The 26,402-nt window shown below is 62.2% G+C and carries 30 protein-coding genes and 1 pseudogene; 17 read left to right on the top strand and 14 right to left on the bottom strand.

What is annotated here, in order from left to right; translation table 11 throughout:
* Positions 1-54: 54 nt before the first annotated feature.
* Together ACIQC5_RS08960 and ACIQC5_RS08955 are read right to left on the bottom strand one after the other, a co-directional pair.
* Positions 55-936 (bottom strand): carbohydrate ABC transporter permease, encoded by an 882-nt coding sequence (locus tag ACIQC5_RS08960; protein WP_400280621.1) that lies wholly within the window; start codon positions 934-936, stop codon positions 55-57.
* Positions 933-1,931: a carbohydrate ABC transporter permease gene (locus ACIQC5_RS08955; RefSeq protein ID WP_400280619.1), complete on the bottom strand. Its 999-nt coding sequence runs from the start codon at positions 1,929-1,931 to the stop codon at positions 933-935. The genes ACIQC5_RS08960 and ACIQC5_RS08955 overlap by 4 nt, the downstream gene beginning before the upstream one ends.
* A 439-nt stretch (positions 1,932-2,370) precedes the next feature.
* Between ACIQC5_RS08955 and ACIQC5_RS08950 the strand changes: the two genes are divergently transcribed.
* Together ACIQC5_RS08950 and ACIQC5_RS08945 are read left to right on the top strand one after the other, a co-directional pair.
* Positions 2,371-3,120: an MgtC/SapB family protein gene (locus tag ACIQC5_RS08950; protein ID WP_400280617.1), complete on the top strand. Its 750-nt coding sequence runs from the start codon at positions 2,371-2,373 to the stop codon at positions 3,118-3,120.
* Positions 3,121-3,162: 42 nt separating this feature from the next.
* Positions 3,163-3,993: a glycerophosphodiester phosphodiesterase gene (locus ACIQC5_RS08945; RefSeq protein WP_400280615.1), complete on the top strand. Its 831-nt coding sequence runs from the start codon at positions 3,163-3,165 to the stop codon at positions 3,991-3,993.
* 170 nt (positions 3,994-4,163) lie between these two features.
* Here the strand turns inward: ACIQC5_RS08945 and ACIQC5_RS08940 are convergent, their stop codons facing one another.
* Together ACIQC5_RS08940 and ACIQC5_RS08935 are read right to left on the bottom strand one after the other, a co-directional pair.
* Complete coding sequence (locus ACIQC5_RS08940) at positions 4,164-5,075, bottom strand: hypothetical protein (RefSeq protein WP_400280613.1); 912 nt, start codon at positions 5,073-5,075, stop codon at positions 4,164-4,166.
* Positions 5,076-5,106: 31 nt separating this feature from the next.
* Entirely contained in the window at positions 5,107-5,781 is a 675-nt protein-coding gene (locus ACIQC5_RS08935) for a DUF6318 family protein (protein ID WP_400280611.1), read from the bottom strand.
* Between the two features lie 126 nt (positions 5,782-5,907).
* Here ACIQC5_RS08935 and ACIQC5_RS08930 point away from each other — a divergent pair, with 126 nt between their 5' ends.
* The 7 genes from ACIQC5_RS08930 (at position 5,908) to ACIQC5_RS08900 (ending at position 9,423) form a co-directional block, all read left to right on the top strand.
* On the top strand, positions 5,908-6,519 hold the full coding sequence (locus ACIQC5_RS08930) for a hypothetical protein (RefSeq protein ID WP_400280609.1): 612 nt from the start codon (positions 5,908-5,910) through the stop codon (positions 6,517-6,519).
* A 110-nt stretch (positions 6,520-6,629) separates the two neighbouring features.
* A complete protein-coding gene (locus ACIQC5_RS08925) occupies positions 6,630-7,106 on the top strand; it encodes an Asp23/Gls24 family envelope stress response protein (RefSeq protein WP_400280607.1) in 477 nt (158 codons plus the stop codon).
* Positions 7,103-7,294 (top strand): hypothetical protein, encoded by a 192-nt coding sequence (locus ACIQC5_RS08920; protein ID WP_400280605.1) that lies wholly within the window; start codon positions 7,103-7,105, stop codon positions 7,292-7,294. The genes ACIQC5_RS08925 and ACIQC5_RS08920 overlap by 4 nt, the downstream gene beginning before the upstream one ends.
* The gene (locus ACIQC5_RS08915) at positions 7,291-7,671 is read left to right on the top strand and encodes a hypothetical protein (RefSeq protein ID WP_400280603.1); all 381 of its coding nucleotides are present in this window, start codon (positions 7,291-7,293) and stop codon (positions 7,669-7,671) included. Before ACIQC5_RS08920 ends, ACIQC5_RS08915 begins: the two co-directional genes overlap by 4 nt.
* Positions 7,668-8,315, top strand: coding sequence for a DUF6286 domain-containing protein (locus tag ACIQC5_RS08910; RefSeq protein WP_400280601.1), 648 nt, complete (start codon positions 7,668-7,670; stop codon positions 8,313-8,315). Before ACIQC5_RS08915 ends, ACIQC5_RS08910 begins: the two co-directional genes overlap by 4 nt.
* Positions 8,312-8,923, top strand: a complete 612-nt coding sequence (locus tag ACIQC5_RS08905; RefSeq protein ID WP_400280599.1) for a hypothetical protein — start codon at positions 8,312-8,314, stop codon at positions 8,921-8,923. Before ACIQC5_RS08910 ends, ACIQC5_RS08905 begins: the two co-directional genes overlap by 4 nt.
* Positions 8,924-9,087: 164 nt before the next feature.
* Positions 9,088-9,423 (top strand): hypothetical protein, encoded by a 336-nt coding sequence (locus tag ACIQC5_RS08900; protein WP_400280597.1) that lies wholly within the window; start codon positions 9,088-9,090, stop codon positions 9,421-9,423.
* A gap of 77 nt (positions 9,424-9,500) precedes the next feature.
* Here the strand turns inward: ACIQC5_RS08900 and ACIQC5_RS08895 are convergent, their stop codons facing one another.
* Entirely contained in the window at positions 9,501-9,908 is a 408-nt protein-coding gene (locus tag ACIQC5_RS08895) for a multiprotein-bridging factor 1 family protein (RefSeq protein WP_400280595.1), read from the bottom strand.
* A gap of 51 nt (positions 9,909-9,959) precedes the next feature.
* Positions 9,960-11,674, bottom strand: a pseudogene (locus ACIQC5_RS08890) (glycoside hydrolase family 13 protein).
* Between the two features lie 193 nt (positions 11,675-11,867).
* Here ACIQC5_RS08890 and ACIQC5_RS08885 point away from each other — a divergent pair.
* The 5 genes from ACIQC5_RS08885 (at position 11,868) to ACIQC5_RS08865 (ending at position 16,592) form a co-directional block, all read left to right on the top strand.
* Positions 11,868-13,160 carry an ABC transporter substrate-binding protein gene (locus ACIQC5_RS08885; protein WP_400280593.1) on the top strand — a complete coding sequence of 431 codons (1,293 nt, stop codon included), beginning with the start codon at positions 11,868-11,870 and terminating at the stop codon, positions 13,158-13,160.
* Positions 13,161-13,297: 137 nt separating this feature from the next.
* The gene (locus ACIQC5_RS08880; protein WP_400280911.1) at positions 13,298-14,266 is read left to right on the top strand and encodes a carbohydrate ABC transporter permease; all 969 of its coding nucleotides are present in this window, start codon (positions 13,298-13,300) and stop codon (positions 14,264-14,266) included.
* Between the two features lies 1 nt (position 14,267).
* Positions 14,268-15,152, top strand: coding sequence for a carbohydrate ABC transporter permease (locus tag ACIQC5_RS08875; RefSeq protein ID WP_400280591.1), 885 nt, complete (start codon positions 14,268-14,270; stop codon positions 15,150-15,152).
* Positions 15,152-15,424 carry a hypothetical protein gene (locus tag ACIQC5_RS08870; RefSeq protein ID WP_400280908.1) on the top strand — a complete coding sequence of 91 codons (273 nt, stop codon included), beginning with the start codon at positions 15,152-15,154 and terminating at the stop codon, positions 15,422-15,424. Before ACIQC5_RS08875 ends, ACIQC5_RS08870 begins: the two co-directional genes overlap by 1 nt.
* 115 nt (positions 15,425-15,539) lie before the next feature.
* A complete protein-coding gene (locus ACIQC5_RS08865; RefSeq protein WP_400280589.1) occupies positions 15,540-16,592 on the top strand; it encodes a LacI family DNA-binding transcriptional regulator in 1,053 nt (350 codons plus the stop codon).
* 14 nt (positions 16,593-16,606) lie between these two features.
* On the opposite strand, the gene ACIQC5_RS08860 is transcribed toward ACIQC5_RS08865, so the two are convergent.
* From ACIQC5_RS08860 to ACIQC5_RS08840, 5 genes are all read right to left on the bottom strand, one after another.
* The gene (locus ACIQC5_RS08860; RefSeq protein ID WP_400280587.1) at positions 16,607-17,494 is read right to left on the bottom strand and encodes a hypothetical protein; all 888 of its coding nucleotides are present in this window, start codon (positions 17,492-17,494) and stop codon (positions 16,607-16,609) included.
* Between the two features lie 34 nt (positions 17,495-17,528).
* Positions 17,529-18,335, bottom strand: a complete 807-nt coding sequence (locus ACIQC5_RS08855; RefSeq protein ID WP_400280585.1) for an exodeoxyribonuclease III — start codon at positions 18,333-18,335, stop codon at positions 17,529-17,531.
* Positions 18,336-18,411: 76 nt separating this feature from the next.
* Positions 18,412-18,978 carry an HdeD family acid-resistance protein gene (locus tag ACIQC5_RS08850; protein WP_400280583.1) on the bottom strand — a complete coding sequence of 189 codons (567 nt, stop codon included), beginning with the start codon at positions 18,976-18,978 and terminating at the stop codon, positions 18,412-18,414.
* Positions 18,979-19,056: 78 nt separating this feature from the next.
* Positions 19,057-19,683, bottom strand: a complete 627-nt coding sequence (locus ACIQC5_RS08845) for a response regulator (protein ID WP_400280581.1) — start codon at positions 19,681-19,683, stop codon at positions 19,057-19,059.
* Complete coding sequence (locus ACIQC5_RS08840; RefSeq protein ID WP_400280579.1) at positions 19,680-20,948, bottom strand: sensor histidine kinase; 1,269 nt, start codon at positions 20,946-20,948, stop codon at positions 19,680-19,682. The genes ACIQC5_RS08845 and ACIQC5_RS08840 overlap by 4 nt, the downstream gene beginning before the upstream one ends.
* 188 nt (positions 20,949-21,136) lie before the next feature.
* Here ACIQC5_RS08840 and ACIQC5_RS08835 point away from each other — a divergent pair, with 188 nt between their 5' ends.
* A complete protein-coding gene (locus tag ACIQC5_RS08835) occupies positions 21,137-21,706 on the top strand; it encodes a heme-binding protein (protein WP_400280577.1) in 570 nt (189 codons plus the stop codon).
* An 87-nt stretch (positions 21,707-21,793) separates the two neighbouring features.
* Positions 21,794-22,516, top strand: a complete 723-nt coding sequence (locus tag ACIQC5_RS08830; RefSeq protein ID WP_400280905.1) for an ankyrin repeat domain-containing protein — start codon at positions 21,794-21,796, stop codon at positions 22,514-22,516.
* Positions 22,517-22,585: 69 nt separating this feature from the next.
* Here ACIQC5_RS08830 and ACIQC5_RS08825 read toward each other — a convergent pair whose 3' ends face one another.
* From ACIQC5_RS08825 to ACIQC5_RS08815, 3 genes are read right to left on the bottom strand one after another with little or no spacing between them, the layout of a single operon-like run.
* Positions 22,586-23,800 (bottom strand): acetyl-CoA acetyltransferase, encoded by a 1,215-nt coding sequence (locus tag ACIQC5_RS08825; RefSeq protein WP_400280575.1) that lies wholly within the window; start codon positions 23,798-23,800, stop codon positions 22,586-22,588.
* Positions 23,797-24,492, bottom strand: coding sequence for a CoA transferase subunit B (locus ACIQC5_RS08820; protein ID WP_400280573.1), 696 nt, complete (start codon positions 24,490-24,492; stop codon positions 23,797-23,799). Before ACIQC5_RS08820 ends, ACIQC5_RS08825 begins: the two co-directional genes overlap by 4 nt.
* A gap of 29 nt (positions 24,493-24,521) precedes the next feature.
* Positions 24,522-25,268: a CoA transferase subunit A gene (locus ACIQC5_RS08815; protein ID WP_400280571.1), complete on the bottom strand. Its 747-nt coding sequence runs from the start codon at positions 25,266-25,268 to the stop codon at positions 24,522-24,524.
* A 99-nt stretch (positions 25,269-25,367) separates the two neighbouring features.
* On the opposite strand from ACIQC5_RS08815, the gene ACIQC5_RS08810 reads away from it, so the two are divergent.
* The gene (locus ACIQC5_RS08810) at positions 25,368-26,237 is read left to right on the top strand and encodes an IclR family transcriptional regulator (protein ID WP_400280569.1); all 870 of its coding nucleotides are present in this window, start codon (positions 25,368-25,370) and stop codon (positions 26,235-26,237) included.
* The last annotated feature ends 165 nt before the right edge of the window (positions 26,238-26,402 follow it).

The raw sequence follows: 26,402 nt of genomic DNA, 5'->3' as shown, positions 1-26,402 counted from the left end.
AAGGTGCCTTTCTAGTGTTCGAGCCGCATTGAGCGGACCCTGGGAGTTGGAATGTCAGCCTGTAACTGAGCCCTGGGTAAGCCCAGAGACGATGTACCGCTGCAAGGCGGCAAAGATGAGCAGGATTGGCAACAGGACGATCACGGCGCCGGCCATGAGCATGCCCCAGTTCTGAGTGCTGCCATCGCTGTTGACGAGCTGCGTCAGGCCAACGGGAAGAGTCATCATGTCCGGATGGTCAGTGACAATAAGTGGCCAGATGTATTCGTTCCACTCGGAAACGATGGTTACCAAGCCAACAGTCGCGATGCTTGGCACGGAAACAGGGACGACAATCTTCCACAGCTTTCGCCAATGGCCGGCTCCATCGATCTCGGCAGATTCCAGAATGGCCTGCGGAAGCGTGAGGAAATGCTGGCGCAGGAGGAACGTGCCGAACGCAGTCCCCAGGCCCGGGAGGATGATTCCCCAATAGGTATTCAGTCCTCCCATGCCCGCGATCAGCACGTAGTTCGGAAGTACTGACACCTGCGGCGGGACCATCAGGGCAACCAGGATCAGCAGGAAGATCACCCTCTTAAAGGGGAAGCGGATAAAAACAAGTGCATAGGCGGTGAAGACCGCAAGGACGCACTTGATGGTGGAACCGATCACGGTCACGATGACGCTGTTGAGGAAGAACCTTGCGAACGGCACAGTAGACGCCGCGTCCGCGTAGTTCTGCAGGTTGGGATTCTTCGGCAGCAGGGCCAGGTTTGTGGTGACGATTTCTCCGGGGGCTTTCAGCGAGGACAGCAGCATCCATAGGAGGGGGACAAAGACCACCAGTGTCGCCAGGATGAGGGGAACGTAGCCGCCGGCGATCGTCTTTCCCAAGTTGTTCCAGGAGAGTGGATGGGCGCGATGAGGCGTGGTTTCAAGGGTGTCGGTGCTCATGAGTAGTGAACCTTTCGCTCCACGAAGCGCAGCTGGACGGCCGTCATGACGAGCAGGCCTGCGAACAACACGACCGAAATGGCCGCCGAGTATCCCGCCCGGTTGTATGAACCGAACGCTTGAAGGTATGAGTCAAAAATGAGGGTGCTCGTTCCGTTGCCGGACGGTGTCATGATCCGGATGATGTCGAACGCCTGCAGGGAACTCAGCAACGAGGTGATCAGCAGGAAGAAGGTTGTGGGGGACAGGAGTGGAACCACAATTGACCTGAAGCGGCGGAAGCTGGTGGCGCCGTCCAACGCGGCGGCCTCCATCAACTGGGTAGGGATGGATTGCAGGCCCGCCAGATACACCACGGCGCAATAGCCGAGGTTCTTCCAGACGTAGACGACGATGACCATGACCAAAGCGAGCTTCGGATCATTGACCCATTGGGGACTGACCTGGCCGATCCCTCTCAGGATCCAGGAAAGGACGCCGTACGTCGGGTCGAAAATGAAGAGCCAGACCAACCCGACCCCCACTCCGGAAAGAACGTACGGGGCGAAGACCACAGCCCTGGCAAAGGTTCGCCCTTTCAGCTTCTGGTTCAGCGCCAGAGCGATCAAAAGACCCAGGGCCATTGCGCCGCCGACCGTCGTGACGGTAAAGACTGCAGTGACTCCGAGGACGTTCGCGGCGTCGGGGGAGCTGAAGAACTCCACGTAGTTGCCAAGCCCCACGTTGGCTGCGGTGGCGGCCCCGAGTGTCCAGTCCAACGTTGAATAGTAGAAATTCGTGAACAGTGGGCGGTACGTAAACAGGAGGATGAGAAGAACGTTCGGTGCCGCGAAAGCCACGAAGATCAGCGCGTCCGTCCGGGTACGCCGATTCCAGCGCCGGGACCTTGCAACGCCGGTCCGAACATTCGGGCTCGATCTGCCAGGGTCTTCACGTGAACCGCCCGGCGATTTGGGCACGACTTTGCTTAATTGTTTTGCGTTGACAGCGCTCACCGCAGACCTCTGACCTCAACGTCATGGCTGTCCGGGCGCAGCTGTTTCTTTCGTAGGCTAGATCAGGCTTTTGGGCGTATGACCTGACAATCTAACCTCATGTCATTGGCCAACCTACACGCAACTCAGCCGAAAGTACAAGGTTCTTACTTGGCTGGATTCTGGCGACAAGAGTGCGGATTGCAGTGATTAACAAGGGCTCGCCATATCATGTGAGTACGTCCTGACAATAGGTCTAATCTAAAGTTGCACAAACGTGCATAGGCGTTGACCAAAAGTTCTATGGCTCTTAAGAATTGAGGCACCGGCGATCGCCGGTTGCTTGAGGCTGCACTGAAACGTTCCTGGAAAATCCCCCAGCCCACCGGGTCTTCCGAGACAGACTCCGCATGGCAGTTGAGGGAAGTCAAAAGACAAAGAAGTTGAACAGGAGCATGACGTGATCTTCAGCGCAGATACGCAATGGTGGCAGATGTGCATGGCTTTGGCAGTGGCATTGCTGCTGTCCACGGCCATAGGCTTCGAGCGCCAAAGTAAGAACAAATCCGCCGGAATGCGCACCCACGCCATGGTTGGCTTGGGCGCCGCGCTGTTCATGGTCGTGAGCAAATATGGGTTCAGCGATGTCCTGATGGTTGACCTCGTACGGTTGGACCCCTCCCGTTTGGCAGCGCAGGTGGTATCCGGAATCGGATTCATCGGGGCGGGACTGGTTTTCGTGCGACGCAACCAAGTCCGCGGACTGACGACGGCGGCGTCCATCTGGGTGACCGCCGCGGTAGGCACCTCCGCCGGAGCCGGGTTGGTGCTGCCGGCCGTCTTTGTCACGGCCTCGCACTTCATCATCGTGTACGTTTATCCCGTGCTGACGGGGAAGCTTCGCTTCGGCTTGCCCGACCAGTGGTTGCTCAGAGTCAGCTATGTGGATGGCGTCGGGGCGCTCCGGGATATTCTCCGCACGTGCACCGAGCAAGGGTTTCGGATCCAAGGCTTCACCACCATGCGGGGCTCCGGAGAAGCCGGTGGCGTCATGAACCGGATGATCCAGGGTTCCGAGGCCGTTGTCCTCGCGGATTACATCGCCATTGAACTGGAAATTGTGGGCAGCGCCCCAGCCTCCGACATTGTCGGCCAGCTGTCGCAGCTCAGCTCTGTGATTGAAGTTTCCGTCGTCGACGAGGCCGAATAGCCTCGGGCTGTTTTCGAACACGTCCATACCCACCAGGAAGAAATGATGATCGAGATACAAGGCCACCGCGGCGTACTGGCCACACGACATGGGAATACATTGGCCAGTTTCGTTGAGGCCCTCAGGCTGGGTGTTGACGCGATCGAAGTGGACATCTGGCTCACCTCGGATGGCCAGCTGGCGTTGCGCCACGATGCTGTCATAGATGATGTCGACATCCGACGCGGGGCCCTCCGCGAAGCTGTGGTCGAGAAGTGTCCCGATACGTCAACCGATGTCGACGTCGAAACCCGCACACCCACGCTGGCGGAAGCATTGGCGCTCATGCGCTTTGCCGACGCTACCAACGTGGTGTTGGACATCGAAGTCAAAACCGATGGCACGCCGTGGGACGAGTATGGACAATCGATCGTGGCAGCCTTGGCGGCGGTTCTGCGGGTACACCAGCACGAACAAGCCCTGCGGGTTCGCAGCTTCGATCCGCAAGTCATCCGGGCAATGGCCGACGAGCTTCGGGACATCCCACTGGTGGCCCTCAGCCGAGCGAACACGGGCCAGTTGCCGGGGCTGTATCCTTCCGAGCCTGAGACCCTGATAAAGGCTGCACTGGCAACAGGGGCCTCCGCTGTCGCTCCGGAATTCAGCCTTCTCGACGGCGGATTGGTCGCGGCTGCGCACGCGGCAGGGTTGAAGGTGTATCCCTGGACCTTGACTTCAGACGATCAAATTCGTCGGGCAGTCCACCTCGGGGTCGATGGAGTCTGCGTGAACGACGTTGCTCTGGCGCGGGACACGTTGGCGGGATTGGACAGAGTGCTTCCACCGGCCTGCCCCATACTTTTGCCGTTCCTGCAGTCTGTGGATTCCGCCTGACCTGCCTCTGGTAGCTGGTGTGGCGTCCTGACCTGCCTTTGGTAGCTGGTGGGTGTGTCTTCCTGACCTTCTTTGGGCTTGGATGGCGCACTTTTGGGGTGTTTTGGGGGTGGTGTGGGGTCAAATCGGGTCGGGAAGCGACGGCTTCGATATCTAGGCGGCTTCCTTGTTTAGTGGTGTGGTTCTGTGCCGGGGCAGCCCCATGATTGGGGGTTTTCGGCGCAGGTGTCGGCGACGAAGCGGCTTTCTGTTTTCCAGACGTGGATGGTTTGTGGTGGGGTGCTTAGGTCCAGGGTGCCGTTGATGGGCAGGGGTGGGCCGTTGTTGACGGAGTAGGTGCCGGTGAAGCTGGTGGTGATGGTGGCGGGGTAGTTGCCGGTTTCGGTGTAGATGTCGCTGGAGCGGGTTTCGGTGGTGAGCCATTGGTTTTCGGGGAGGGGGTAGCCGGCCACGGGTGTGGGTCCGAGGCTGGTGCCGTCGCCGTAGGTGTAGGTGAAGGAAGCCGGGGTGGCGGTCAGGTGGACGTTTTGGCCGAGGATGGTGATGTCGAAGGTTTGGTTTGTGGCGGTGGTGTAGAAGTTGGTGGGTCCGCCGCGCAGGGTGTGGGGGAAGGGTTCGGCTTTGAGGGTTCCTGGGTTGACGGGGAGTTGGCGGAAGTCGTTGATGATCCGGGCGGCGATGTTGGCGAGGACGTTCTGGGGTTCGGGGTCGTAGAGGCAGGTTGGGCCACTGATCGCCGGATAGTCCGTCCATTGCGGGTTGGTGATCGACCTCGGAGCCTGCTTCCAGATCACGGGCGTTCCCTCTTCACCGCCCGGTGTCTTGGCTGGGCATTGAAGCGTCAGACAGCCCCTGTCGGGTGTGTCCGTCCCGCCCGATCGGCAGTGGAAGTCGGGCATGTATTGGTATGGATCTTCAGCGGCGGAAACGCCATGAAGATCCGGAACGACGTTCCCTGTCTGGGGATCAGTTGTCCAAGAAACTCCCGCATCCATTACGCCCTGTTCCTCGTTGACGTCGGCCCATGCCGAGTTGCTTGCCATGCCAGCGGCCGAAGGCAGGGCTACGAAAGCGACTGTCAAGAGTAAGGATGCCTTGAGCAGCCGATGGCTCCTAGCGAAGAACACCGATCTCCACGACCTTCCATGCAGTGTCAAAGTGGCCCACGAGGACGAATGCGCTGTTGCTGGCTTCGCTGGGAGGCCGCCCTTGGGTTCCATCGGCGTTGTGGTAGGTGATTGTCTGCTGAATTAGCTGGTATTTCACCGCATGCGAGTCATCGGCCTGCTTCCAGTCCATCTCAATGACGGGGAGCTCCATTTTGCCTCCCACCATCCAGCGCCCATCGACATAACTGTCTGCCGTAGCCTTCTGCAGGTTGCTGCATGCGAGGCATTGTGGAGATGTAAGGGTCTCAAGAGTGCCAATATCTCCGGTCTCGTTGGCGTAATTCTTGACTGCGTAGTAGTACCGAACAAACGCCTCCAGCCCCTCCTTCGTGTTCTCCTTCGCGAGCTCCGGCATCACCGGAACCGGTACATTCTGCGCTTTGCCGTTGGCATCCGCGGGCTTGTAGACAGCTGGCAGCATGGAAGTGGGTGCGGTGGAGGGCGTCGCGCTCGTGCTGGGGGACGCCGTCGTCGAACCTGTCTCGGTGGGTGAGTTGCTGGGCGCGATGCCGCCCTGGCAGCCGCTCAGCAGCAAGGCGAGGGCGGCGAACAAGACTGCAATTGGAGCACGGACCGGCCCGGAAAAGGCAGGCGAAAAGGCAAACAAAAAGCGTGACATGACAAGCTCCCCAGCAGCTGTTTGACGGTGGTGTCGGCCAGTCTAGGCCGGGCAGTAGCGGGGAGCACTGTCGCTGCTGACCAGTTGTGGATAACTCTGGAAGGTGCGAACTATGGTCAGGGGCTGATGGCCGGGCGTATTCTTGCCTCGCCGGTCATCGCACGCCAAAATACGGGGGACACCATGCCAGTCATCGCACGCTCGAACACGTCCGAACCCAACGCCGACACCACTGCAGAGCGACGCGGAAGAACGCGTGTCAGAAGCGGCCGGCTTCTGCTGTGCGCCCTCCTGACAGCCACGTTGGCTCTCAGTGCATGCTCGTTCCCCTTGCCGGTGGCGCAACCTACGCCGATCGCGTCCTCGACAGCCACGAACGCGGCGCCGAGCACGGAACCGTCCGCCGATATCAGTGCGAGCACAGCACAGGGGACAGGTGGTGTGTACGGCGACTTCACGTCCATGTCCGAGGCGTGCATTGCAGTCAGCGCCACCATGTTGAGCGTGACGATCCTTCCGCTGGCGGCGTTGGTGGGCGGAAACCCGGACGATATTGAGAAGGCCAAGCAGGAACTGTCCCAGATGCAGGGCAAGGTCCCTGAGGAGCTGAAGCCGCATTTCGAGAAGCTACGTGCCTTCACCGAATCCGCTGGTACGGATTTCAGCAAGTATGGCGAGCCCGAGTTCGAAGAAGCCATGAAGCCGATCCAGGATTGGATGGACAAGAACTGCAAGTGATGGCGGCGGGTCCCGGGGCACCGGGAGTGGCCCACGCCGCGCGCTCCCCTTCTATCCCAAAGCGTCGGAGCTAGACGCTAGGGTGGTACTCAAGAGAAGGGGAGTGCTCCATGGAAGACCACAACTTGCCGTTTGAACCTGCGGATCCCGCGTATCCAACGCCCGAAGGCGAGCTCGCGGCTGAGATTCCAGGTACGGGACGCACGGTCATCTCGGAGGCTGCCGTCGCCAAGGTTGCCGGTATCGCTGCCCGCACAGTTCCCGGCGTGTACTCCCTGGGCTCGGGACCGTCACGCGCGCTCGGCGCGATCCGCGACGCCGTTGGCAGTTCGGACCATGCAGCGGGGGTTCGCGCCGAGGTAGGCGAGACCCAAGTGGCCGTGGACATCAACCTTGTGGCGGTCTACGGACACCCCCTCCACGGCGTCGCCAACCAGGTCCGGGCCGCCGTTTACAGGGCAGTCGAGGAACTCGTCGGGCTGCAGGTCATTGAGGTCAACATCGAAATCAACGATGTCTACGTGGCCCCGCCGGCCAAAACGGCGGGACCGAAGACTGCTCTAGCGGAAAGGGAGCCACTCCAGTGAACATGACAGTCGTGGGGATCGGGATCGGCGCCTTCGTGGCGTTCATGTCCTTCCAATTCGGGCTGTGGGGCTTCCTCGGCTCACTGCTGTTCATGGGCATAGGCGCGCTTCTGGGCCGCGCGGCCGACGGCAAGCTGGACCTGCGCAGTGTCCTTGACGCCATTATTGGCCGGCGCTCCTCGTCATGAGCTTGGCTGAGGCTGTGGAAACCACCAGCAGCCTGGCCGGCCACAACCGGATCAGCACCCAGGCTTTGACTACGTTGGCCCAAGCGGCTGCCGCCGAGGCTCTCGGCGTCGCGCCGGGCGACATCCGCGCCGATTGGTCGGACGACGACGGCCTGCTGGCTTTGTCGATCGTCGCACCCATCAGCATCCCGGCATTGAGCGAAGTACTCCGCAATCCGCTGCGTGTGAACGGCTTCGGCGGTTCCATTTGGGATCGCGCAGTGGCCGCGAAAGCCACCGTCCTGGAGAGCGTCACCCGGCTCAGCGGTTCACAGTTGAGCCGCGTGGACATCAGGATCAGTGGGGCACACGTTACGGAGGGAGGGCGCGTTCAATGACCCAGGAACAGCAATCCGAAACAGATTTTGACCCGAACGACGCCACAGGTATCCGTCCCATGGCCAGCGAGGACGCAGCCATGAGCCGCATCCTGCGACGTGAGACGCACTCTTCCCGCGCAGGCGCTGCGGGAATCGCTGCCGTTCTGGTGATCATTCTGTGCGTCTATGCAGTGCTCGAATCGACTGTCAGGGCCATCGGCCAACCTCCGTGGCTCATCGACCCCGGCACTGCTGCGGAGCGCATCATCGCTTTGCCGGAGGGGATCTCGCCGCTGCTGCTCGGCGCTGGCGGAGCCGTGATCGCCATGGTGGGTCTGTTCTTCTTCCTCCACGCGGTGCTGCCCGGCAGGCGTGCCCGTCATTTGTTGCGCGACCCGCGTATCGCCGTCGTGGTTGACGACGAAGTCCTGGCCTCCGCTTTGGCACGTCGCGCGCGGACTGCAGCGAATGTGACGCAGGAACAGGTCATGGTGGTTGTCTCGCAGCGCTTGGTGGTGGTCAACGTGCGGCCAACGTCGGGGAGCCGGGTGAGCGAGGAAGCAATTTTGGCGGCGGTGCACGATGAGCTTGAACAGATGTCGCCCGTGCCGTTGCCGGCCGTCCGCGTGAACCTTGCTTCGTCGGGGGTGATCGGAGCGTGAATGGAACTCCGCGGGCCCTGAATCGAGTGTTGCTCTTCATCATTGGCGTGAAACTCTTGGCGATCGGCGCCCTCGTGTTGCTACTCGCCACCGTGCCGGCTGTCGCGTCCTGGTGGCACAGTTGGTCGGCCGGCGTATGGGCCAATGCCGAGAATGCGTTCCGGCAAACACGATTTCCCGGCCGCGAGGAAAGCTGGCTGTGGATCGTTGCTGGAATCGTCCTCGTCCTGGTGATTATCGGGATGGTTGCTTGGCTTTCGCAGCAGGGCAAGGGCCGCGCCAACCTCCTGGTTGCCGGCGACGATGATGGCGACGTCGACGGCGAAGTCCAGATCGGCGGCGGCGTGGCCGAACAGGCGCTCAGGGCTGCATTGGCAGAACGGTCCGACCTCGCGAGCTCGTCCGTAGCCACCTATGAGGTCAATGGCCAGCCTGGCCTCCGCGTGCGTATCCAGCCGCGTCAGGGCGTGGCGCCACATACCTTGGCCGCTGACGTCTCCAAGCTCGTTGAAGCCCTTGATCTGGTGATTGGTAAGAAGACGCCTGTCCTGGTGCACATGGTTGCGGGCACGCGGGCAAAATTCACCAAAGCCGAACGGGTGCGGTGACGTTTAGTTCCAGGACGGCATTTCCGCGTTTTGCGTTGCACTCCGGGAGACATGGCAATAGTTTGAAAAGCAAAGGGGGATTGGCTCCCTTTGTACGAATCGGGGCTTCGGCAAGATCCGCCGTCGAGGTGCTCGACGTCCCACCCGTCAAAGAGGAGATCATCATGAGTGAAGAGACAACGGGATCCGAAGCCGTCGAAGGCGCTGCCGAGAACGCCAAGGACGCAACCGCTGAGGCGTTGGAGAACGTCAAGGAGTTCGCCGGCGACGCTGCGGAGAACGTCAAGGAGTTTGCTGGTGACGCCGTAGAGAACGTGAAGGAGTTTGCTGGCGACGCTGCCGAAAACGTCAAGGAATTCTTTTCCGGTGACGTAGCAGAGAATGCCAAGGAACTGGCGGGCGACGTTGCTGAGAAATCAAAGGAAATCGCCGGAGACGTAGCCGAAAACGTCAAGGGTCTCGGATCCAAGTTTGCAGGCCTGTTCAAGGGCGATAAGTAGCTCTCAAACGCAAACGAGATGGCATTTCACGCCGGTCGGGATGGACCCCATTGGTGTGAAATGCCATCTCGGCGTGTTTAAGCGCGGCTGCGGTGCACCATTCTGTACGTGAGCTCCGCCAACAGTTCTTCGTCGGACAGGTGCGCGGCCCGGACAACGGGACCCGCGGTACCGGCAGGTGAAACAGCCCGGGGTCCCTGCTGCGGTTCATCACTGGTGCGCATGTCGTCAGGAGTGATCTGGTCCGGGGCGAAAGTGGATTTTCCCTTGAGTACGTCCGACATCGACCCCGCACGCCAGCCCAAGGCATGCTCGAGTTTGCGTTGGTTGATCTCTTGGGTGCGGCGCGTGCCGGACTCCAGTGTGCGGACGGTCTTGATGGCGGTCCCAGCCAGCTTCGCCAACTGCACTTGGCTCAGCCCCTGTGCGAGTCGTTCTTCTTTGATCAGGCGGCCGATGGTCTGGAGTGCTTCAAGTTCATCCATACTTCCCACTGTTGCATAGGCAAGAGTGGGTAATCAATTCAGGTTACGTGCCTATTCAGCATCGACATCAGGCACGAGCCACACTGCGCGATTGGGCTTCAGTCGCCCATGGCTGATGGCTGCAGCCTGGCTGCGGATCAGTTCCCGATAGCCTGCGGGAAGCTCCGCGGGAGCCTCGGACATGTTCGCGATCACCAGGACTCCATTGTTCTCGAAAGCGAGAATCCCAGCCTGCGGCTGATGCAGCCGCGACCAGCGCAGCGTGCCGGTTCCCAGCCGCCGCTTGCGGCGTTCGGCCAACACCCGGCGGTACAACTCCAGCGTTGAATGCTCGACGCCGGCCCGCTGATCTGCGGCATAGCGGCCGAATTTGCTGGGCTGGGGGAGCCAGGGTGCTGCCGGTTCACCGGACCACCCGGCGCTGAAACCGAAACTCGGTTCGTCCTTCGCCCATGGGATCGGCACACGGCAGCCGTCCCTGCCGGTTTCCTCGCCCTTGGTGCGGAAGAAGCTGGGATCCTGGCGGAACCGGGCCGCCAATTGGGTGTGCTCCGGCAGCCCAAGTTCTTCGCCCTGGTAGACGTAGGCCGAACCCGGGAGCGCCAAGGCGATCATGGTGGCTGCGCGGGCGCGGGACAGGCCCAAGGCTTCATTGGGTTGTTCTTCCCGGCTGCCAATGCCGTGTGGAAACGTGGTGGGATCTGCCAGTCCGAACCGCGACGGGTGCCGGACGGCGTCGTGATTGGAAAGGACCCACGTGCAAGGGCGTCCGATGTCCTTCACTGCTGCAAGGGACCTCTTGATACTGGACGAAAGCCGAACAGCATCCCACCCGGCGATCATGAAATCAAAGTTGAAGGCCTGCTGCATTTCGTCAGGGCGGATGTAGCGGACGATGCGGTCTATCGCCGGTACCCAGGCCTCGGCAACCAGGACACGGTCTCCGGGGTATTCGGCAAGGAGTTTGTGCCAGCTGCGGTAGATCTCGTGGACCCGTCTTGGTCGAAATATGGCGGCGTGGCGGGTATGTCCTGTTTGCGGCCCTTCTTTGTGCCTTCAACCATGGACACCTCGGCAGACCAATCCGGAAGGCCTTCTGCTTTGATCATGCCGTGCGCAACGTCAACCCTGAATCCGTCAACGCCGCGGTCCAGCCAGAAACGCAGGATATCCTCAAACTCGGCGCGGACTTCAGGGTTTTCCCAGGTCAGGTCAGGTTGGGCCGAGGCGAACAAGTGCAGGTACCACTCGCCCGGAGTGCCGTCAGGCTCGGTGATGCGGGTCCATGCCGGCCCGCCAAAGACGGACTTCCAGTCATTCGGGGGAACGGAACCATCGCCGGAGCCAGCCGTTGCGTCCTTACCGGGGCGGAACATGTACCGCTGCCGGGCTGCCGAACCTGGAGGGGAGGTCAGTGCTTCCTGGAACCAAACGTGCTGGTCCGAGGTGTGGTTGGGGACAAGATCCACGATGATCTTGAGGCCGAGTCAGTGGGCGCGGTCGCGCAGTGCGTCGAAGTCGTCCAAAGTGCCGAACAATCCGTCGACTTGCCGGTAGTCCGAGACGTCATACCCGGCGTCGGCCTGCGGAGAACTGTAGAAGGGCGACAGCCAAACGGCATCAACACCGAGCTCCGTGAGGTGCTCAAGGCGTGACGTCACGCCCGGGAGATCACCCATGCCATCACCGTTTCCATCGGCGAAGGACCGTGGGTAAACCTGGTAAATCACGGCGTCGAACCACCATGGATGCGTAGCTTCCGACATGGAATTCCTGTCGCAGGAGGATGGACCCGCCCCCAGCCTAGTGGATGCTCCACGGTGGGCAGGCTGCTTTGTATCGTTGTGATTAAAATCGATGTAAGCGCTTGCATTCATACCCCAATGATGGTTAGTGTGAGCCTCACCACATCAACCGCATCGCGGAAATACCTGGTCCACTCACCGAGGAGTTCCCAGCATGAAATCCAAGAAGTTCTTGCTTCCGGCAGCGATCGCCGGAGTCCTGGCTATGTCCCTCACGGCCTGTGGTGGCGGAGGGGGTGGCGGCGGCACCAGCACAGGCGGTGCCAGCGGCGACGCAGCCAACAACCTTGACGGCCGTGGGCCGATTACGTACGTCCAGGGCAAGGACAACAGCAACGTTGTCCGCCCACTCATCGAGAAGTGGAACGCTGCACACCCGAACGAAAAGGTTACGTTCAAGGAGCAGTCTGACCAGGCCGACCAGCAGCACGACGACCTCGTTCAGAATTTCCAAGCCAAGAACGTCGATTACGACGTCATGAGCGTCGACCTCATCTGGGTTGCGGAATTCGCTGCCAAGGGCTGGCTGCAGCCGCTCAAGGACAAGACCGCAGTCTCCACGGACGGCATGCTTGAGTCCACGGTCAAGAGCGCCACTTACAACAACACGCTGTACGCCGCTCCCCAGAGTTCCGACGGCGGCATCCTGTACTACCGGAGCGACCTTGTTCCCACGCCTCCCAAGACCTGGGAAGAGATGATGAGCATGTGCTCCATCGCGAAGCAGAACAACATCGGTTGCTACGCCGGCCAGTTCCAGAAGTATGAAGGCCTGACGGTCAACGCGGCCGAAGCCATCAACTCCGCCGGCGGCAAGATCGTTGATGATTCCGGCAAGGCAGCTGTGAACTCCAGTGAAGCCAAGGCAGGTCTCACCAACCTGGTCAACGCCTACAAGGATGGCAACATCCCGACCGAAGCCATTACCTTCCAGGAAGAGCAAGGACGTCAGGCTTTCGAGGCCGGCAAGCTGCTGTTCCACCGCAACTGGCCCTACGTGTACAACCTGGCCAAGACCGATGGCTCGTCCACGGTGAAGGACACGTTCGCCATGGCACCGCTTCCCGGTAAGGATGGCCCTGGCGCTTCTTCACTCGGCGGCCACAACATCGCCATGAGCGTCTACTCCAAGAACAAGGCCACTGTCACTGATTTCATCAAGTACATCGCCAGCGAAGAGACTCAGCGCTTCTACGCCACCCAGGGCTCACTGGCTCCTGTCCTGACCAAGCTGTACGACGACAAGGAACTCGTGGCCAAGCTCCCGTACCTGCCGGTGCTGAAGACGTCCATCGAGAACGCGGTTCCGCGTCCGGTGACGCCGTTCTACCCCGCAGTCACCAAGGCTGTGCAGGACAATGCCTACGCTGCCCTCAAGGGAGAAAAGACCGTTGACGCGGCTATCTCCGACATGCAGAAGGCTATTGAGTCGGCCGGAGCAAAGTAATCATCCGGGCCTCAGTCCGGCCACCCGTCCTTGGCGGCGGGTGGCCGGACTGGAGGCAACGGCCTTCTCCCTGACAGGAGCTTGACGTGTCAACAGAACTACAAAAACCGCAGCCGACGACGGCTGCCGAACATAAGATGCCGGGGCGCGAAAGCGCCGACCGCAAGCAAATAACCCAAGGACGTTGGGCCTACACCCTCTTGGCGCCGGCCCTGGTCCTCCTGGCGATCGTTATCATCTACCCGGTGGTCAACGCCATCATCATGTCCTTCCAAAAGGACTCCGGCCTCGATCCGGCCACGGGGTTCTTCTCCGAAGGCGGCCCAGCCGGCTTTGACAACTACGTTCACTGGCTGGCCCAGCAGTGCACCGCACCCGGTGGCGGTACAGTCGCCTGTCCGCCGGGAACGCTGGGAGCCCAGTTCTGGGATTCCATGGGCACTACCTTCTTCTTCACGGTGGTTACCGTGGCATTTGAAACGGTCCTTGGTTTCTGGATGGCAATCATCATGGCGCGCGCGTTCCGTGGACGGAGCCTCATCCGCGCAGCTGTCCTGGTCCCATGGGCCATCCCGACTGCCGTCACTGCCAAGCTCTGGTTCTTCATCTTCGCGTTCGAAGGAATCGCCAACAAGCTCTTCGGTACCCAGATCCTGTGGACCGGCTCTGAATGGCCGGCCAAGTGGGCCATCATCATTTCCGACGTCTGGAAGACAACTCCGTTCATGGCATTGCTGATCCTTGCAGGCCTGCAGCTGATCCCGGATGAAGTCTATGAGGCAGCAAAGGTGGACGGAGCTTCCACGTGGCAGCGCTTCCGCTTGATCACGCTCCCGCTCGTGAAGCCCGCACTCATGGTGGCCGTGCTCTTCCGCGTGCTCGACGCATTGCGCATGTACGACCTCCCGGCCATCATGACCCAGGGCGCCAACGGCACCACCACGCTGTCAATCCTTGTGGTCCAACAAATCAGGCAAGGGTTCAATACAGCGGCAGCGCTATCGACGATTACGTTCGTGGTCATATTCCTGGTTGCCTTTATCTTCGTCCGGTTCTTAGGCGCTAATGCGGTCGGTGCCGCCACAGCTTCGGGAAAGGTGAAGTGAAATGAGCACAGCCACAGCTTCGAAGACCACGTCCGCCTCGACCCAGCGGCCAAAGCGTCCGTTCGACTGGGGAATGTTCCGCACTTATATCAGCGCGATCGTCATTCTTGTCTGGTGCCTGGCGCCCTTCTACTGGATGATCGTCACCGCTTTCCGGGACGTTGGATTCACCTTCGACACCACGCCGTTCTTCACGCACGTCACGTGGGACAACTTCGCAACCGTGTTCGATGAGAGCCTGGGCAACCACTTCGGCAAGAACCTGCTGAACAGCCTGATCGTTGGTGGCGTCACCACGATCGTGGCCTTGCTTGTGGGCGTCTTTGCCGCATACGCGTTGGCCCGCCTGAACTTCCGCTTCAAGTTTGTGGTGCTTGGCTTCATCCTTGGCGCCTCGATGTTCCCGGGTGTTGCCTTGGTGACTCCGCTTTTCCAGCTGTTCACCAACATCGGCTGGTTCGGCACGTACCAGGCGCTGATCATTCCGAACATTTCCTTCGTACTTCCGTTGACTGTCTATACGCTGACCTCGTTCTTCCGCGAAATGCCGTGGGAACTTGAAGAAGCCGCGCGAATCGACGGTTGCACGCAGGGCCAGGCCTTCCGGAAGGTGATCCTGCCGCTTGCGGCACCAGCCACCTTCACCACGGCCATCCTGGCGTTCATTGCATCCTGGAACGAGTTCCTGATCGCCAGCCAGTTGTCCAATGACGCCACCAAGACGGTCACCGTGGCAATCGCTTCGTTTGCTGGTGCGCAACCGCACCAGGAGCCCTACACGGCAGTCATGGCTGCCGGAACCATCGTCACCATTCCGTTGGTGATCCTGGTGCTCATCTTCCAGCGAAAGATTGTTGCGGGCCTGACGGCTGGTGCTGTTAAGTGATCAGTTCTGCCAGCCGGCGGCATGGAGCGGCTCCTGCCCGGAAACCCGATCCTGACACCAAGCGCGTGCGCTCCGGTGAGGATTTCGACATCATCATTGGGCTCTTGGGCTTCTGGGCGCTAGTCCTCCTGGTAGTCACAATCGTCATGGAACTCACCGGCCAGCCCGCCTTGGGCTGGGCGATGGGCCTCCTGGCCGTAGTGCTCGCCCTCTGGGGAATGCTTCGGTTGCGTAAGAAGCTGCCCAAGAGGACCTCCAGGCGCCTCGGCTGAGCAGCGGGCGAAACAAGCTGCGCGAAATCGGCGATGGGCTGCGGACAGAATAGGCTTGCATATGCCGTCTGGGAAGGAGCCCTCGGCTTTCGGCATGCATCAATGAGGGGGCTAAGTGGCAAAAACAAACGAACGGTCCCAACGCGGTGGCCATACCGGGGTCAGTATTGAAGACGTCGCTGCCGCTGCCGGAGTCTCCACGGCAACCGTCTCCCGGGCGGTGCGGGGGTTGCCTCGGGTGTCTCCCGCAACCCGCGAGAAGATCCTCGAAGTAGCAAGTTCTTTAGGGTATGTGGCGTCGTCGTCGGCCTCAGGGCTGGCGACGGGCCGCACCCGTACCATCGGTGTCCTGGCGCCGTTCGTCAGCCGATGGTTCTTCTCCAAAGCCATTGAGGGCGCTGACAGGGAGTTGCATTCGCGCAAGTACAACCTCTCCCTCTTCAACCTTGGTGGCCACGGCAGCAACCGGGAGCGGCTCTTCAGTTCCACCATGGTCTACAAGCAGATCGATGCCCTTCTGGTCCTCTGCATGGCCCTCAGCGAGGACGAGCTTGAGCATCTCCACAAGATCGACATCCCCCTGGTGGTTGTTGGCGGCCATGTGGAGGACTGCCCGTACATCGGCATCAACGATTACGACGCCGCTTCCACCGCGGTCCGCCACCTCGTGGACCTCGGCCACAAGGACATCGCGCTGCTGCACGGCGACGACGAGACCGACTTGAACTTCGATGTTCCGCGGGTGCGGATCCGGGCTTTCCAGGAAGTAATGGCCGACGCCGGACTGGAAGTCCGTCCCGAATGGGACGAATGGGGGGACTTCACCGTTGCTAGTGGGCAGCAGGCGTTCAACCGGCTGTGGAACCAGCCGGGCCGAAAACCGACCGCGATTTTCTGCTCGTCGGACGAGATGGCGATGGGCGTGATTTTCGAAGCCGGCCGTCACGGCGTCCGGGTGCCCGAAGATCTCTCTGTCATCGGCATCGACGACCACGATTTCTCATCGTCCCTGGGCCTCACCACGGTGGGGCAACGGCCGGACAACCAAGCTGAGCTCGGCACCAAGATGCTCCTTGACGAGCTCGACGGCATCTCCGGGGCAGTGCGTTCACAGGTGGCGCCGCATGAACTGATCGTGCGGGAGACTACTGCGCCCCCGTCCCGCTAGGCGAGTGTTAGCGCTCAACTGGCTCGTGCCAGCTGCCTGATGGGAATCCAACGCGAGGCCAAGCGGCGGTAGGCTGCCGCAGCCCCGGTCATATCGCCTTCTGCCAGGCATTCGATGCCCAACCGCACGTCCATGGGTGACTCGTCCGGGTAGACCTTGTCCGCCACGGCCCCATAATCGAGCTCTACCATCGACTGGACGTGGAACAGCTCCAGCCACTCGGTGAGCTGCGTCAGGTCGTCGAGCATGTCCAGATCCGGTGCTGCCAAGGCCAGGTTGGCCACGGCGAACCGTGCCCGGTCCAACGCATCCGTCAGCGGCGTCCACACTCGGACGGTGAGGATATGCCCGTCGGACTCCACCACATCTTTTCGGTCCGATTCCTGGAACAGGGAGAACCAGCTGAACGGGATACCCCACGTGGACGCGCGCGTGTGTACCCGTTTGGCGTCTTCACCGGCGTTGATGCGGTCGATCCGGACTTGGTGCTTGTCGCGTTGGGAGACCGGAATGAGCAGGTCGGCAAGCGGGCTGTGCACGCCGTCCATGAGCGCGTTGGCCGCCAAGCCAGCCCGAATCACCAGTTGGCTGGGGCAGTAAAGCAGCCGTCCGGCGTCGTGATCTTCCTTGTCAGACGCGGCAGTGTGCCGCCCGGTGGGTACGCGCGTCATCCGGACCAGGTCCGTGCGCCCCGTGGGGAACGGGTCGCCGCCCGAGCGGGTAATGCGGCCCAAGGAGGCCTGCAGTTCGGCATTTTCGACGGCGGCCCGGGAACCGATCCTGCCGCTGTCCGCCACAAGTTGGCGTTGCTGCTCGGCGGGAAAAGCCTCAAGGGGCTCGTAAATGCGCAGCGACGAAGAGAACGGCAGCCCTGCCTGGCCCCGGTACAGGTTTCCAGTCATTGTCAGCCGGTCCCTTTCGTCGTCGAGCGGGTTACTAATCTGCGAGTTCTACGATCACGGGAGCGTGGTCTGAGGCACCCTTGCCCTTGCGTTCCTCGCGGTTGATCGAGGCGCCGGTGACCCGGGCAGCGAGGGCCGGGGAGGCCAGGCAGAAGTCGATCCGCATGCCTTCCTTCTTGGGGAAGCGCAGTTGCGTGTAGTCCCAGTAGGTGTAGACGCCGGGGCCGGGGGTGTGCGGGCGGACGACATCTGCGAATCCTGCAGCTTCGAACGCGTGGAAGGCCTCGCGCTCGGGTTCGCTGACGTGGGTCATGGCGTTGGCGCGGAAGAAGTCGATGTCCCAGACGTCGTCGTCGAACGGCGCAATGTTCCAGTCGCCCATGAGCGCCACCTGCGCTTTGGGATCGGCCTCGATCCAGCCGGCGGCGTGGCCGCGAAGGGCTTCGAGCCACTTGATCTTGTACGGCATGTGCTCGTCATCCAGGGAGCGGCCGTTGGGGACGTAAAGGCTCCAGATCCGCACGCCACCACAGGTGGCGCCGATGGCGCGGGCTTCCTGCACGGGGTCCTTGCCGGCTTTGCCGAAGGAAGGCTGATCCACGAAGGTCCGCTCGACGTCTTCAAGTCCCACGCGGGAGGCGATGGCGACGCCGTTCCATTGGCTCAGGCCGAAGTGGGCGACCTCGTAGCCCATGCGTTCAAAGAGCTCCCACGGGAAGTTGTCGTCCTTGCACTTGGTCTCCTGGATGGCCAGGACATCGCAGTCGCTGCGCTCGAGCCACGCCTCAACACGGTCGGCACGGGCACGGAGGGAGTTCACATTCCAGGTAGCTATCTTCACAGCCACTAACTTACCGAACTTGGCGCCGAGCGCATCCCTTGAACGCCGAATGACTGGCCGGATTGCTCTGTCAGGGCTAGTGGGCCAGCATCATGGGCGACGACGCGGCCCTGCGGAGCTGAATGCCGGACATGATCAGGAGCACCCCCGCCACCACGGCAAACGCTGCCAGCAAACCCACCAAACCGAGGAAGCCCACACCCGGATTCACCAGGACGAACAGCCCAAATGCGGCAGTGACAAGCCCCGTCAGCAGCCAGAGTCCCCACGCCCTGATGTTGCTCCGCGCGGCCAAGGCCAGAATGATCTGCGAGACCCCGAGGACCAAGGCCCACAGTCCAACCAGTACACCAAGTGCCGATGCTGTGATGCCGGGCCAAGCGACGGCTACCAGGCCGGCCGCAATGGAGATGAAGCCGCCAACCATGGTCCAGCGGGAATGGCGGGAGGGATCGTAGAAGTAGTGCGCAACGTTGGTGAGGCCGTCGGTAATGACGAAGATCCCGAACACGTACACCAGGGCGAATACCGTGGCCACGGGCAGGGAAGCCACCAACAGGCCGAAGAGAATCGCGAGGCAACCCCGGAACAGAAGTGCCGTTCCGGAATGCTTGAACAACTTGCGCCCTGTTGTGTCGGACATAGGGTCAGTTTAGATGAAGGCGATTGCCGGAGATATAGGCATTGGGTCCGGAATCGCCTGCCGCCGCATGGACAGTTGCTACCGCATCCCCTCGCGACGGATGGCGGTGGCGATCGCTGCTGCCCGGGTCTCGACGCCGAGCTTGGCGTAGATATGGGCCAGGTGTGTTTTGACCGTGGCTTCGGAGATGAAAAGGCGTTTTCCCAAGTCGCGGTTGCTCAGGCCCTCGGTCAGGAGGCTCAGCAGCTCTGCCTCCCGCGGAGTAAGGATCTCGTCCGGGTTCCTGAGCTGCTGGAAGAGCCTCGAAGCCACAGGTGCACTCATCACGCTTTTGCCCTGGACTGCGCCCCGGACCGCCGCGAAAATCTCCTCCGGCGCAGCGTCCTTGAGCAGGTAGCCCATGGCGCCGGCGTCGACCGCCCGGACAATGTCGGCATCGGAATCGTACGTGGTGAACACAATGATGGCCTGCTTCGGATGGCGCTGCCGGAGCTGCTTGGTGGCCTCGATCCCATCCATACCGGCGCCCATGGCCAAATCCATCAGGATCACCGCGGGTGCATGCTGTTCGGCGGCGTCCAAGGCTTCCTCACCCGATGAGGCTTCGCCGACGACGGCGATGTCTGCTTGGGTGCCAAGGAGCGCCTTGAGCCCGCTCCGGACCACTGTATGGTCGTCCACGAGGAGCACGGAAATGGTGGTCACAGGGTCTCCTTCGTTGTGGTTTCGGGCGTGGCCGCGTTGTCAGGGGCAACAGGTGGAAGAGGTGCAACAGCGGCTGCCGCGGCGGTCACCGGCAGCGGAAACTGAGCCGCGATGATGGTCCCTTCTCCCGGGGAGCTCTCCACCGACAACTCTCCGCCCAACTGCTCAACGCGCTGACGCATGGCCCGCAACCCGTATCCTCCGGTTTCCGACGGCGGAGGTACCGTTCCGGGATCAAAGCCGCGACCGTCGTCGAACACGTCCAAGGTGACCGCGTTCGGAAGGTAGCCAAGCGTCACGCTCGCTTGACCGGCGCGGGCGTGGAGCTGGATGTTGGCTGCTGCGCTCTGCGTTACGCGCAGCAGCGCGTGCCGTACCTCGGCCGAGACGGGTCGCGGGTCGCCGGTGACCTGCACGTGAATGTTCTCCACATACTGCCGTGCGGCGTGCTCCAGGGCATCCGGGAGCGGCCCGGTTTCGAGGCCGGGGGCGGAGAGTTCGTGGACCAGGCTCCGGGTATCGGCGAGGTTCCGGCGCAACAGTTCGGTAGCTTTCTGCACGTCAGCGTGAGCTGTGGGATCGGGCCAGGAACGCTGTGCGGCTTCGAGCATCAGCAGGCTGCTGGCGAGCCCTTGGGTCACTGTGTCGTGGATTTCGCGTGATACCCGCTCGCGTTCCGTGGCGATTCCGGCGGCGCGCTCACTCGCAGCGAGCCGTTCCTGGGTTCTCGAGACGTCGTCGAACAATCTGCGCTGCAGCGCGGCGTCCCGCTCGATCTTGTCGTAAATCAGCGTCAGCAGTGCGCCCGCGGCGAGCGGTCCCAACAACATGGCCACATCGGTCCAGTCGCTCATGCGGAAGAGCCCGACGGCGGTGGCCGCCGCCGTCGCGCCGCCCGCCAGATAGGCGGGCCAGCCACGTAACGCAGCGCGGGTGAGGAAGAAGATGGCAAAGGAGCACCAGGCGAAGCTCGGTGCTACGACAACCAGCGCGGCCCAGGCTGCCAGCAACGCGAACATCCAGGACATCCACAGTTGGCGACGCTGTCCCGGTTGTCGTCTCGGCGCAAGCACAGCCGTGATGGCGTACAGCGCGCAGACCGCGCCGGCCAATGCCACGGTCCAAAGGTTGTCGGCGGGGGAGTGGCGCATGACGTAGCGGACTGCCGAGGCAACCATCAATACGGCGAAGCCCAGGTGCACCACGGCGTCGATCCGGCCGTCGATTCGGTGAAGTTGGTCTGGCCGTTGGAGGGCTGTTGGCATGGGTGGTTCCCGTTTCGTTGAAGACGCTCTTTCCATGCTAGATCCCACGCCGTTATTGGTCTCTCCACCTTTTGGCTGATACGGCTGGCGGAAGGTATGAGACCGCGGCCTGCTTCGGGCCGATGTGGCAGCGTGGCCGGAAACGGAAGCATGGAGATGTACCCGATGCTTACTACCAGGAGAACTCCATGAAGAAGTCCAACAAGATGATCGCCGCAGCTGCTGCCGGAGCGCTGTTGCTCACCGGCGGAATCACCGCTGTGGCCAACGCCGTGGTACCCGAGACCGCTCCCGCCACAGCCGCCGTTGCCACCGAGGTCCAGTCCTCGCCGGAGAACGTCGTGGCTCAGAACCGTATCTCCGTGGGTGCTTCGAGCAAGGCAGTGAACGCTGCGCTTGCCAAATGCCAGGCCGACAAACTGCCGTTCGTGACCGTTGCCGTGGTGGACCGTTTCGGCACCGTCCAGGCTCTCCTCCGCGGTGACAACGCTGCAGAGCACACCATCGAAGCCGCCAAGCAGAAGGCCTACACCGCGGCTGCCTTCGGTGCTCCCACCAGCGAGCTCGCCAAGCGCATCAACGGCAACGGGCCGTCCATTGCCGATCTCCCGGGCACGCTCTTCCTGTCCGGCGGCGTTCCGCTTAAGGTCAACGGCGTTTCGGTGGCTGGCATTGGCGTGGGCGGCGCTCCCGACGGCGCCCTGGACGAAGCCTGCGCTACAGCCGGTGCTGACATCCTTTCCGGCGCAGCGAAGTAGCCTCGACTCATGAATCCCCGCGCTGGAGTTTTTGTACAGCTGTCCTTGTGGGCGCGTCTTAGGGGTGCTGTCTGTACGAAAACTCCGGTGGTGGGTGCGGGTTTACTGGCCGCAGGGCTTCTGGCTGGCTGCGCGTCGTCGTCGCCCCTGCCGTCGTCGCCCCCGCCGTCCGGCGCAGCTGACTCAAGCACGACGGCGGTCGCGTCGCCCTCCAGCCTCTCGCCGGCTCAGCCAGCCCCAGCCTCGGCCTCGCCGTCGAGCGCGAGCGCCGGCCCGGCGTCGTCCGTTGCCTCGCCACCCAAACTGTCACCGGAGGCCCAAAGGGAAACGGACCGGCTCCTGATCCTCGCCGCGAAAGCCAACCATCCCGTGCGGGTCCGCGAGCTCATCGCCGCGGGCGGGAACGTCAACGCCAAGGACGACATCCAGGACTCCGCGTTCCTGTACGCCGGGGCAGAGGGCTTCAATGAGGTACTTGAGCTGACCTTGGCTGCGGGCGCGGACGTGCGCAGCATCAACCGGTATGGCGGCACGGCCCTGATCCCGGCGAGCGAGCATGGCCACACCGATACCGTGCGTATCCTCATCGCCGCGGGCGTGCCCGTGAACCACGTCAACAACCTGGGATGGACTGCCATGCAGGAAGCCATCCTGCTTAACAACGGGGGTCCCCATCAGCAGGACGTGGTCAGGCAACTCCTCGCGGCCGGAGCTGACCCGGACATCCGCGACCCCCAAGGCCGAACTGCCCTGCAAAATGCTGAGCGGCTTGGGTTCACGGAGATCGCCGAGCTGATCCGGTCCCACTGACCCGTCTGAGTAGCAGTAGAGCGCGTTTTGGGGTCTCAAAACGCGCTCTGCTGCTACCTACTTGGGGGGCTACACCGCTTCCAGCACGCTCACGTAATTCGCGATGCCCACTCCGCCCATGTTCTGGACTGCGCCGCGGCGGGCGTTGGGCAACTGCATGTCGCCGGCTGTGCCCGTGAGTTGCATTGCCGCGATGACGTGCTGGGACACGCCGGTGGCGCCGACGGGGTGGCCCTTGGCCTTCAATCCGCCGGACACGTTGACGGGCAACTTGCCGTCCTTAAAGACCCACCCTTCCTGGATGGCCCTCGAGCCCTCGCCGCGGGGCGCGAGCCCCATGGCCTCGTACATGATCAGTTCCGCGATGGTGAAGCAGTCGTGGACCTCGGCGAAGTCCAAGCCCTCAAGGCCAACGCCCGCCATGCCCAGCGCCCGCTCCCACGAGGCGCGGGTAGCGGCGAACTCGGTGGGGTCGCGCTTCTCTGCCGGGAAGAAGTCGTTGGCGTGGCCGAAGCCGGCCAAGCGCACAGGTGCTGTTGCGCCGCCAGTAGCCGACGTTGAAATCACGACGGCGGCCGCACCGTCCGAGACCGGCGAACAGTCCGTGCGGCGCAGGGGTTCGGCCACCATGGGGTTCTTATCGGAGATGGTCCGGCAGAACTCCTCGCCGAAGTCCCTGTGCATCTGGGCGTAGGGGTTGTCCATGCCGTTGCGATGGTTCTTGGCCGCGATGGAACCCAGCACATCGCCGAGGCCGCCGGGGTAGTTCGCCGGATCGATGCCCGTGCCGTAGCGCTTCCCGTAGTGCTTGGCAACCTCGGCAAACAGGCCGGTGAATCCGGTGGAGGACGCCTTGCCTGCCATCTCGTACGAAGCCCCAAGCAGTGCTGCGCCCACGACATCGGCACCGGCATCGGTCATCTTCTCAGCGCCGATCACCAGGACGTTGCGGGCGGTTCCGGCGAGCACCGCCTTGACGCCCTGCTGGAATGCGGCAGATCCGGAAGCGCACGCGTTCTCCGTGCGCGTGGCCGGGACGTTGGCCAATTCCGCTGACAGTTGGAGCGCCAAGGAGGACGTGAAGCCCAGCGGCTGCATGCCCGAGTTGAACTGGCCGAGGTAGATCTCGTCGATGTCCTTGGGGTCCAAGCCGGAGTTGCTGATTGCCTCCCCTGCTACCTGCACGATCAACGATTCCAGGGTGTCATCCGTCAACTTGCCGAACTTGGTGTGGCCCCATCCTGTGAGCAGGATGTCCTTGCCAAACTGGGCTTTCAGGCTCATGCGTTTGCTCCTTCGAGGGTGTGTTCTTCGGACTCGAGTGCCACGGTGAACTCTGCGTCCGTCGCGCTGCGGATCTCGTCCACCGTGACGCCCGGGGCGAGGCGCGTCAGCTGGAGGCGAGTGCCGCCGTCGTGATTTTCGGGGACCGGTGCAATGTCGAAGACCGCCAGATCGGTGATGATCCGGTCAACGCACTTGAGCCCCGTCAACGGCAGCGTGCAGTCGGTGACGATCTTGGCCGAGCCGTCCTTTGCATTGTGTTCGGTGAGGACAACGACGCGCGGTGTACCCGCAACGAGGTCCATGGCCCCGCCCATGCCTTTGACCATCTTGCCGGGGATGGTCCAATTGGCGAGGTCGCCGCTGCCGGACACCTGCATGGCGCCCAGGATGGCCACTTTCACGTGGCCGCCGCGAATCATGCCGAAGGAGGTGGCGGAGTCGAAAATGCTTCCGCCGGGGGTGATGGTGACGGTCTGCTTGCCGGCGTTAATGAGGTCGGCGTCTTCCTCGCCCTCATACGGGAACGGGCCCATTCCGAGCAGGCCGTTCTCGCTCTGAAGGACCACCCGCACGCCGTCGGGCAGGTTATTGGCCACGAGGGTGGGGATGCCGATGCCGAGGTTGACGTAATCGCCGTCGTTCAATTCTTCGGCCGCGATGGCGGCCATTTGGTCACGTGTCCATGCCATGAGGTGTGCTCCTTTTTTCGTGATGCGCGTTAGACGGCGAATGCTTCGGCGCCGTGGTCCTGAGCCTTTTGCTCTTGAAGACGCGGCCGGACCGTTCGCTGTTCGATGTCCTTGACCCGGCTACTCGCTTTGACCAGTCGTTGGACGTAGACGCCCGGGGTGACGATGTGGTTGGGATCCAACTCGCCCGGCTCCACAATGACCTCGGCCTCGGCAATGGTCACTGCGCCGGCGGTCGCCACCACTGGGTTGAAGTTCCGCGCGGTATAGCGGTAGATCAGGTTGCCGTCCGTGTCGGCGGTGTGCGCGTGGACCAGGGCGACGTCGGCGGTGATGGCGCGCTCGCGGACGTACGTTACGCCGTCGAACTCTTCCAGGGGTTTGCCTTCGGCAACCAAAGTACCTACGCCGGTTCGGGTGTAGAAGGCGGGGATTCCGGCGCCGCCGGCGCGCAGGCGCTCAGCGAGCGTGCCCTGCGGGGTGAACTCGACCTCCAGTTGACCAGCGAGGTACTGCTCGGCGAAGAGTTTGTTCTCGCCCACATACGACGCGATGACCTTCCGGACCTGGCCGGCCTCGATCAGGACGCCGAGCCCCTTGCCGTCCACGCCCATGTTGTTCGAGACGATGGTGAGATCCTTGGCGCCCGAATCACGGACGGCGTCGATCAGGTCAGCGGGGATGCCGCTCAAGCCAAATCCGCCGACGGCGATCGTCAGGCCGTCTGCCATCAGGTCATGGAGCGCTTGGGCCGCGTTGGCGTGCATTGTGGTCATTCGGAACTCCTCGTTGAGCCTCGTGTGCAGGCATATCCACGTTGTGGACTGGTTGTCTTTGTGTTGGAGCCTAGGTTTCTTCCGAGGAGTGGTCAACGGATGACGATGTTGGTTACTCACGGTGTGGACGGTACGCTGGAAGGTGTCCATATTGTGGATGAAATCTTTCGGGAGGCAGTTTTGGCGGACCGCGTGAAGGCAACGAACCCCGTGCAGGGAGCCCAAGTAGTGGGCCGGGTGGCGCTGCTCCTGCGGCTGGTGGGACGCAAACCCGAGGGGACTTCCCTGGCGGGCCTGGTCCGTGAATCGGGGCTGACCAGGCCAACGGTGCACCGGCTGCTGACGTCCTTGGCGGCGGAGGGGCTGCTGGAACATGACCCGACTGCCGGAAAATGGGTGCTCGGGCCCGAGATCTTCCTCTTGGGATCGGTAGCTGCCGCGCGATTCCCCATGGAGGACATTGCCCGGCCGTCACTGCGCAGGCTCGCCGCCGAGACAGGTGAGAGCGCGTTCTTCTCCATCCGGCGTGGCAACGAAACCGTTTGCGTGCTGCGAGAAGAGGGCTCGTTCCCGGTGAGATCGTTTGTGCTCCACGAGGGCGTGCGATTCCCGTTGGGCGTGGCATCTGCCGGGACGGCGATTATGGCTTTCCTGCCTCCGGAAAAGCAGGATTTGTTGCTCGGGGATTGGGATGGGCACGCGGGTGACTTTGCTGCTGGACACTCCGCAGACGTGGTGCGGGACAGCCTGGAGCGGACACGGCTGACAGGCTACTCGGTGAATCCAGGGCTCATCCTTGAGGGAAGCTGGGGGATGGGTGCAGCTGTATTTGACCGGCAGGGGCGGCCCGCGTGGGCACTGTCCTTGACGGGGATTGAGCCCCGGTTCCGGCCGGATCGGCAGGAATTCCTCGGCAAATTGCTGCTCGAGGAGGCGCACCGGATGACGGCCAGATTGCAGGGCGGCTGACCCAACTGTGAGCCTTGAAAGTGGCTGGTCTGGGACTGGCTGGCAGGATGGGTGCAGGCCGTTGCCCCGTGGATATGACTCACCGCATAACTGACCCGCACGGTGTCTCTAAATAGATTTGTCGGTCCATTGGGTGGTCCGGCCGGCACCTGTCTGTCCTGCCCA

This window comes from Paenarthrobacter sp. NPDC092416 (assembly GCF_044755025.1).
Taxonomy (GTDB): domain Bacteria; phylum Actinomycetota; class Actinomycetes; order Actinomycetales; family Micrococcaceae; genus Arthrobacter.
The sequence above is the reverse complement of the archived record's forward strand: the minus strand, read 5'-3'. Positions and strand labels throughout refer to the sequence as shown.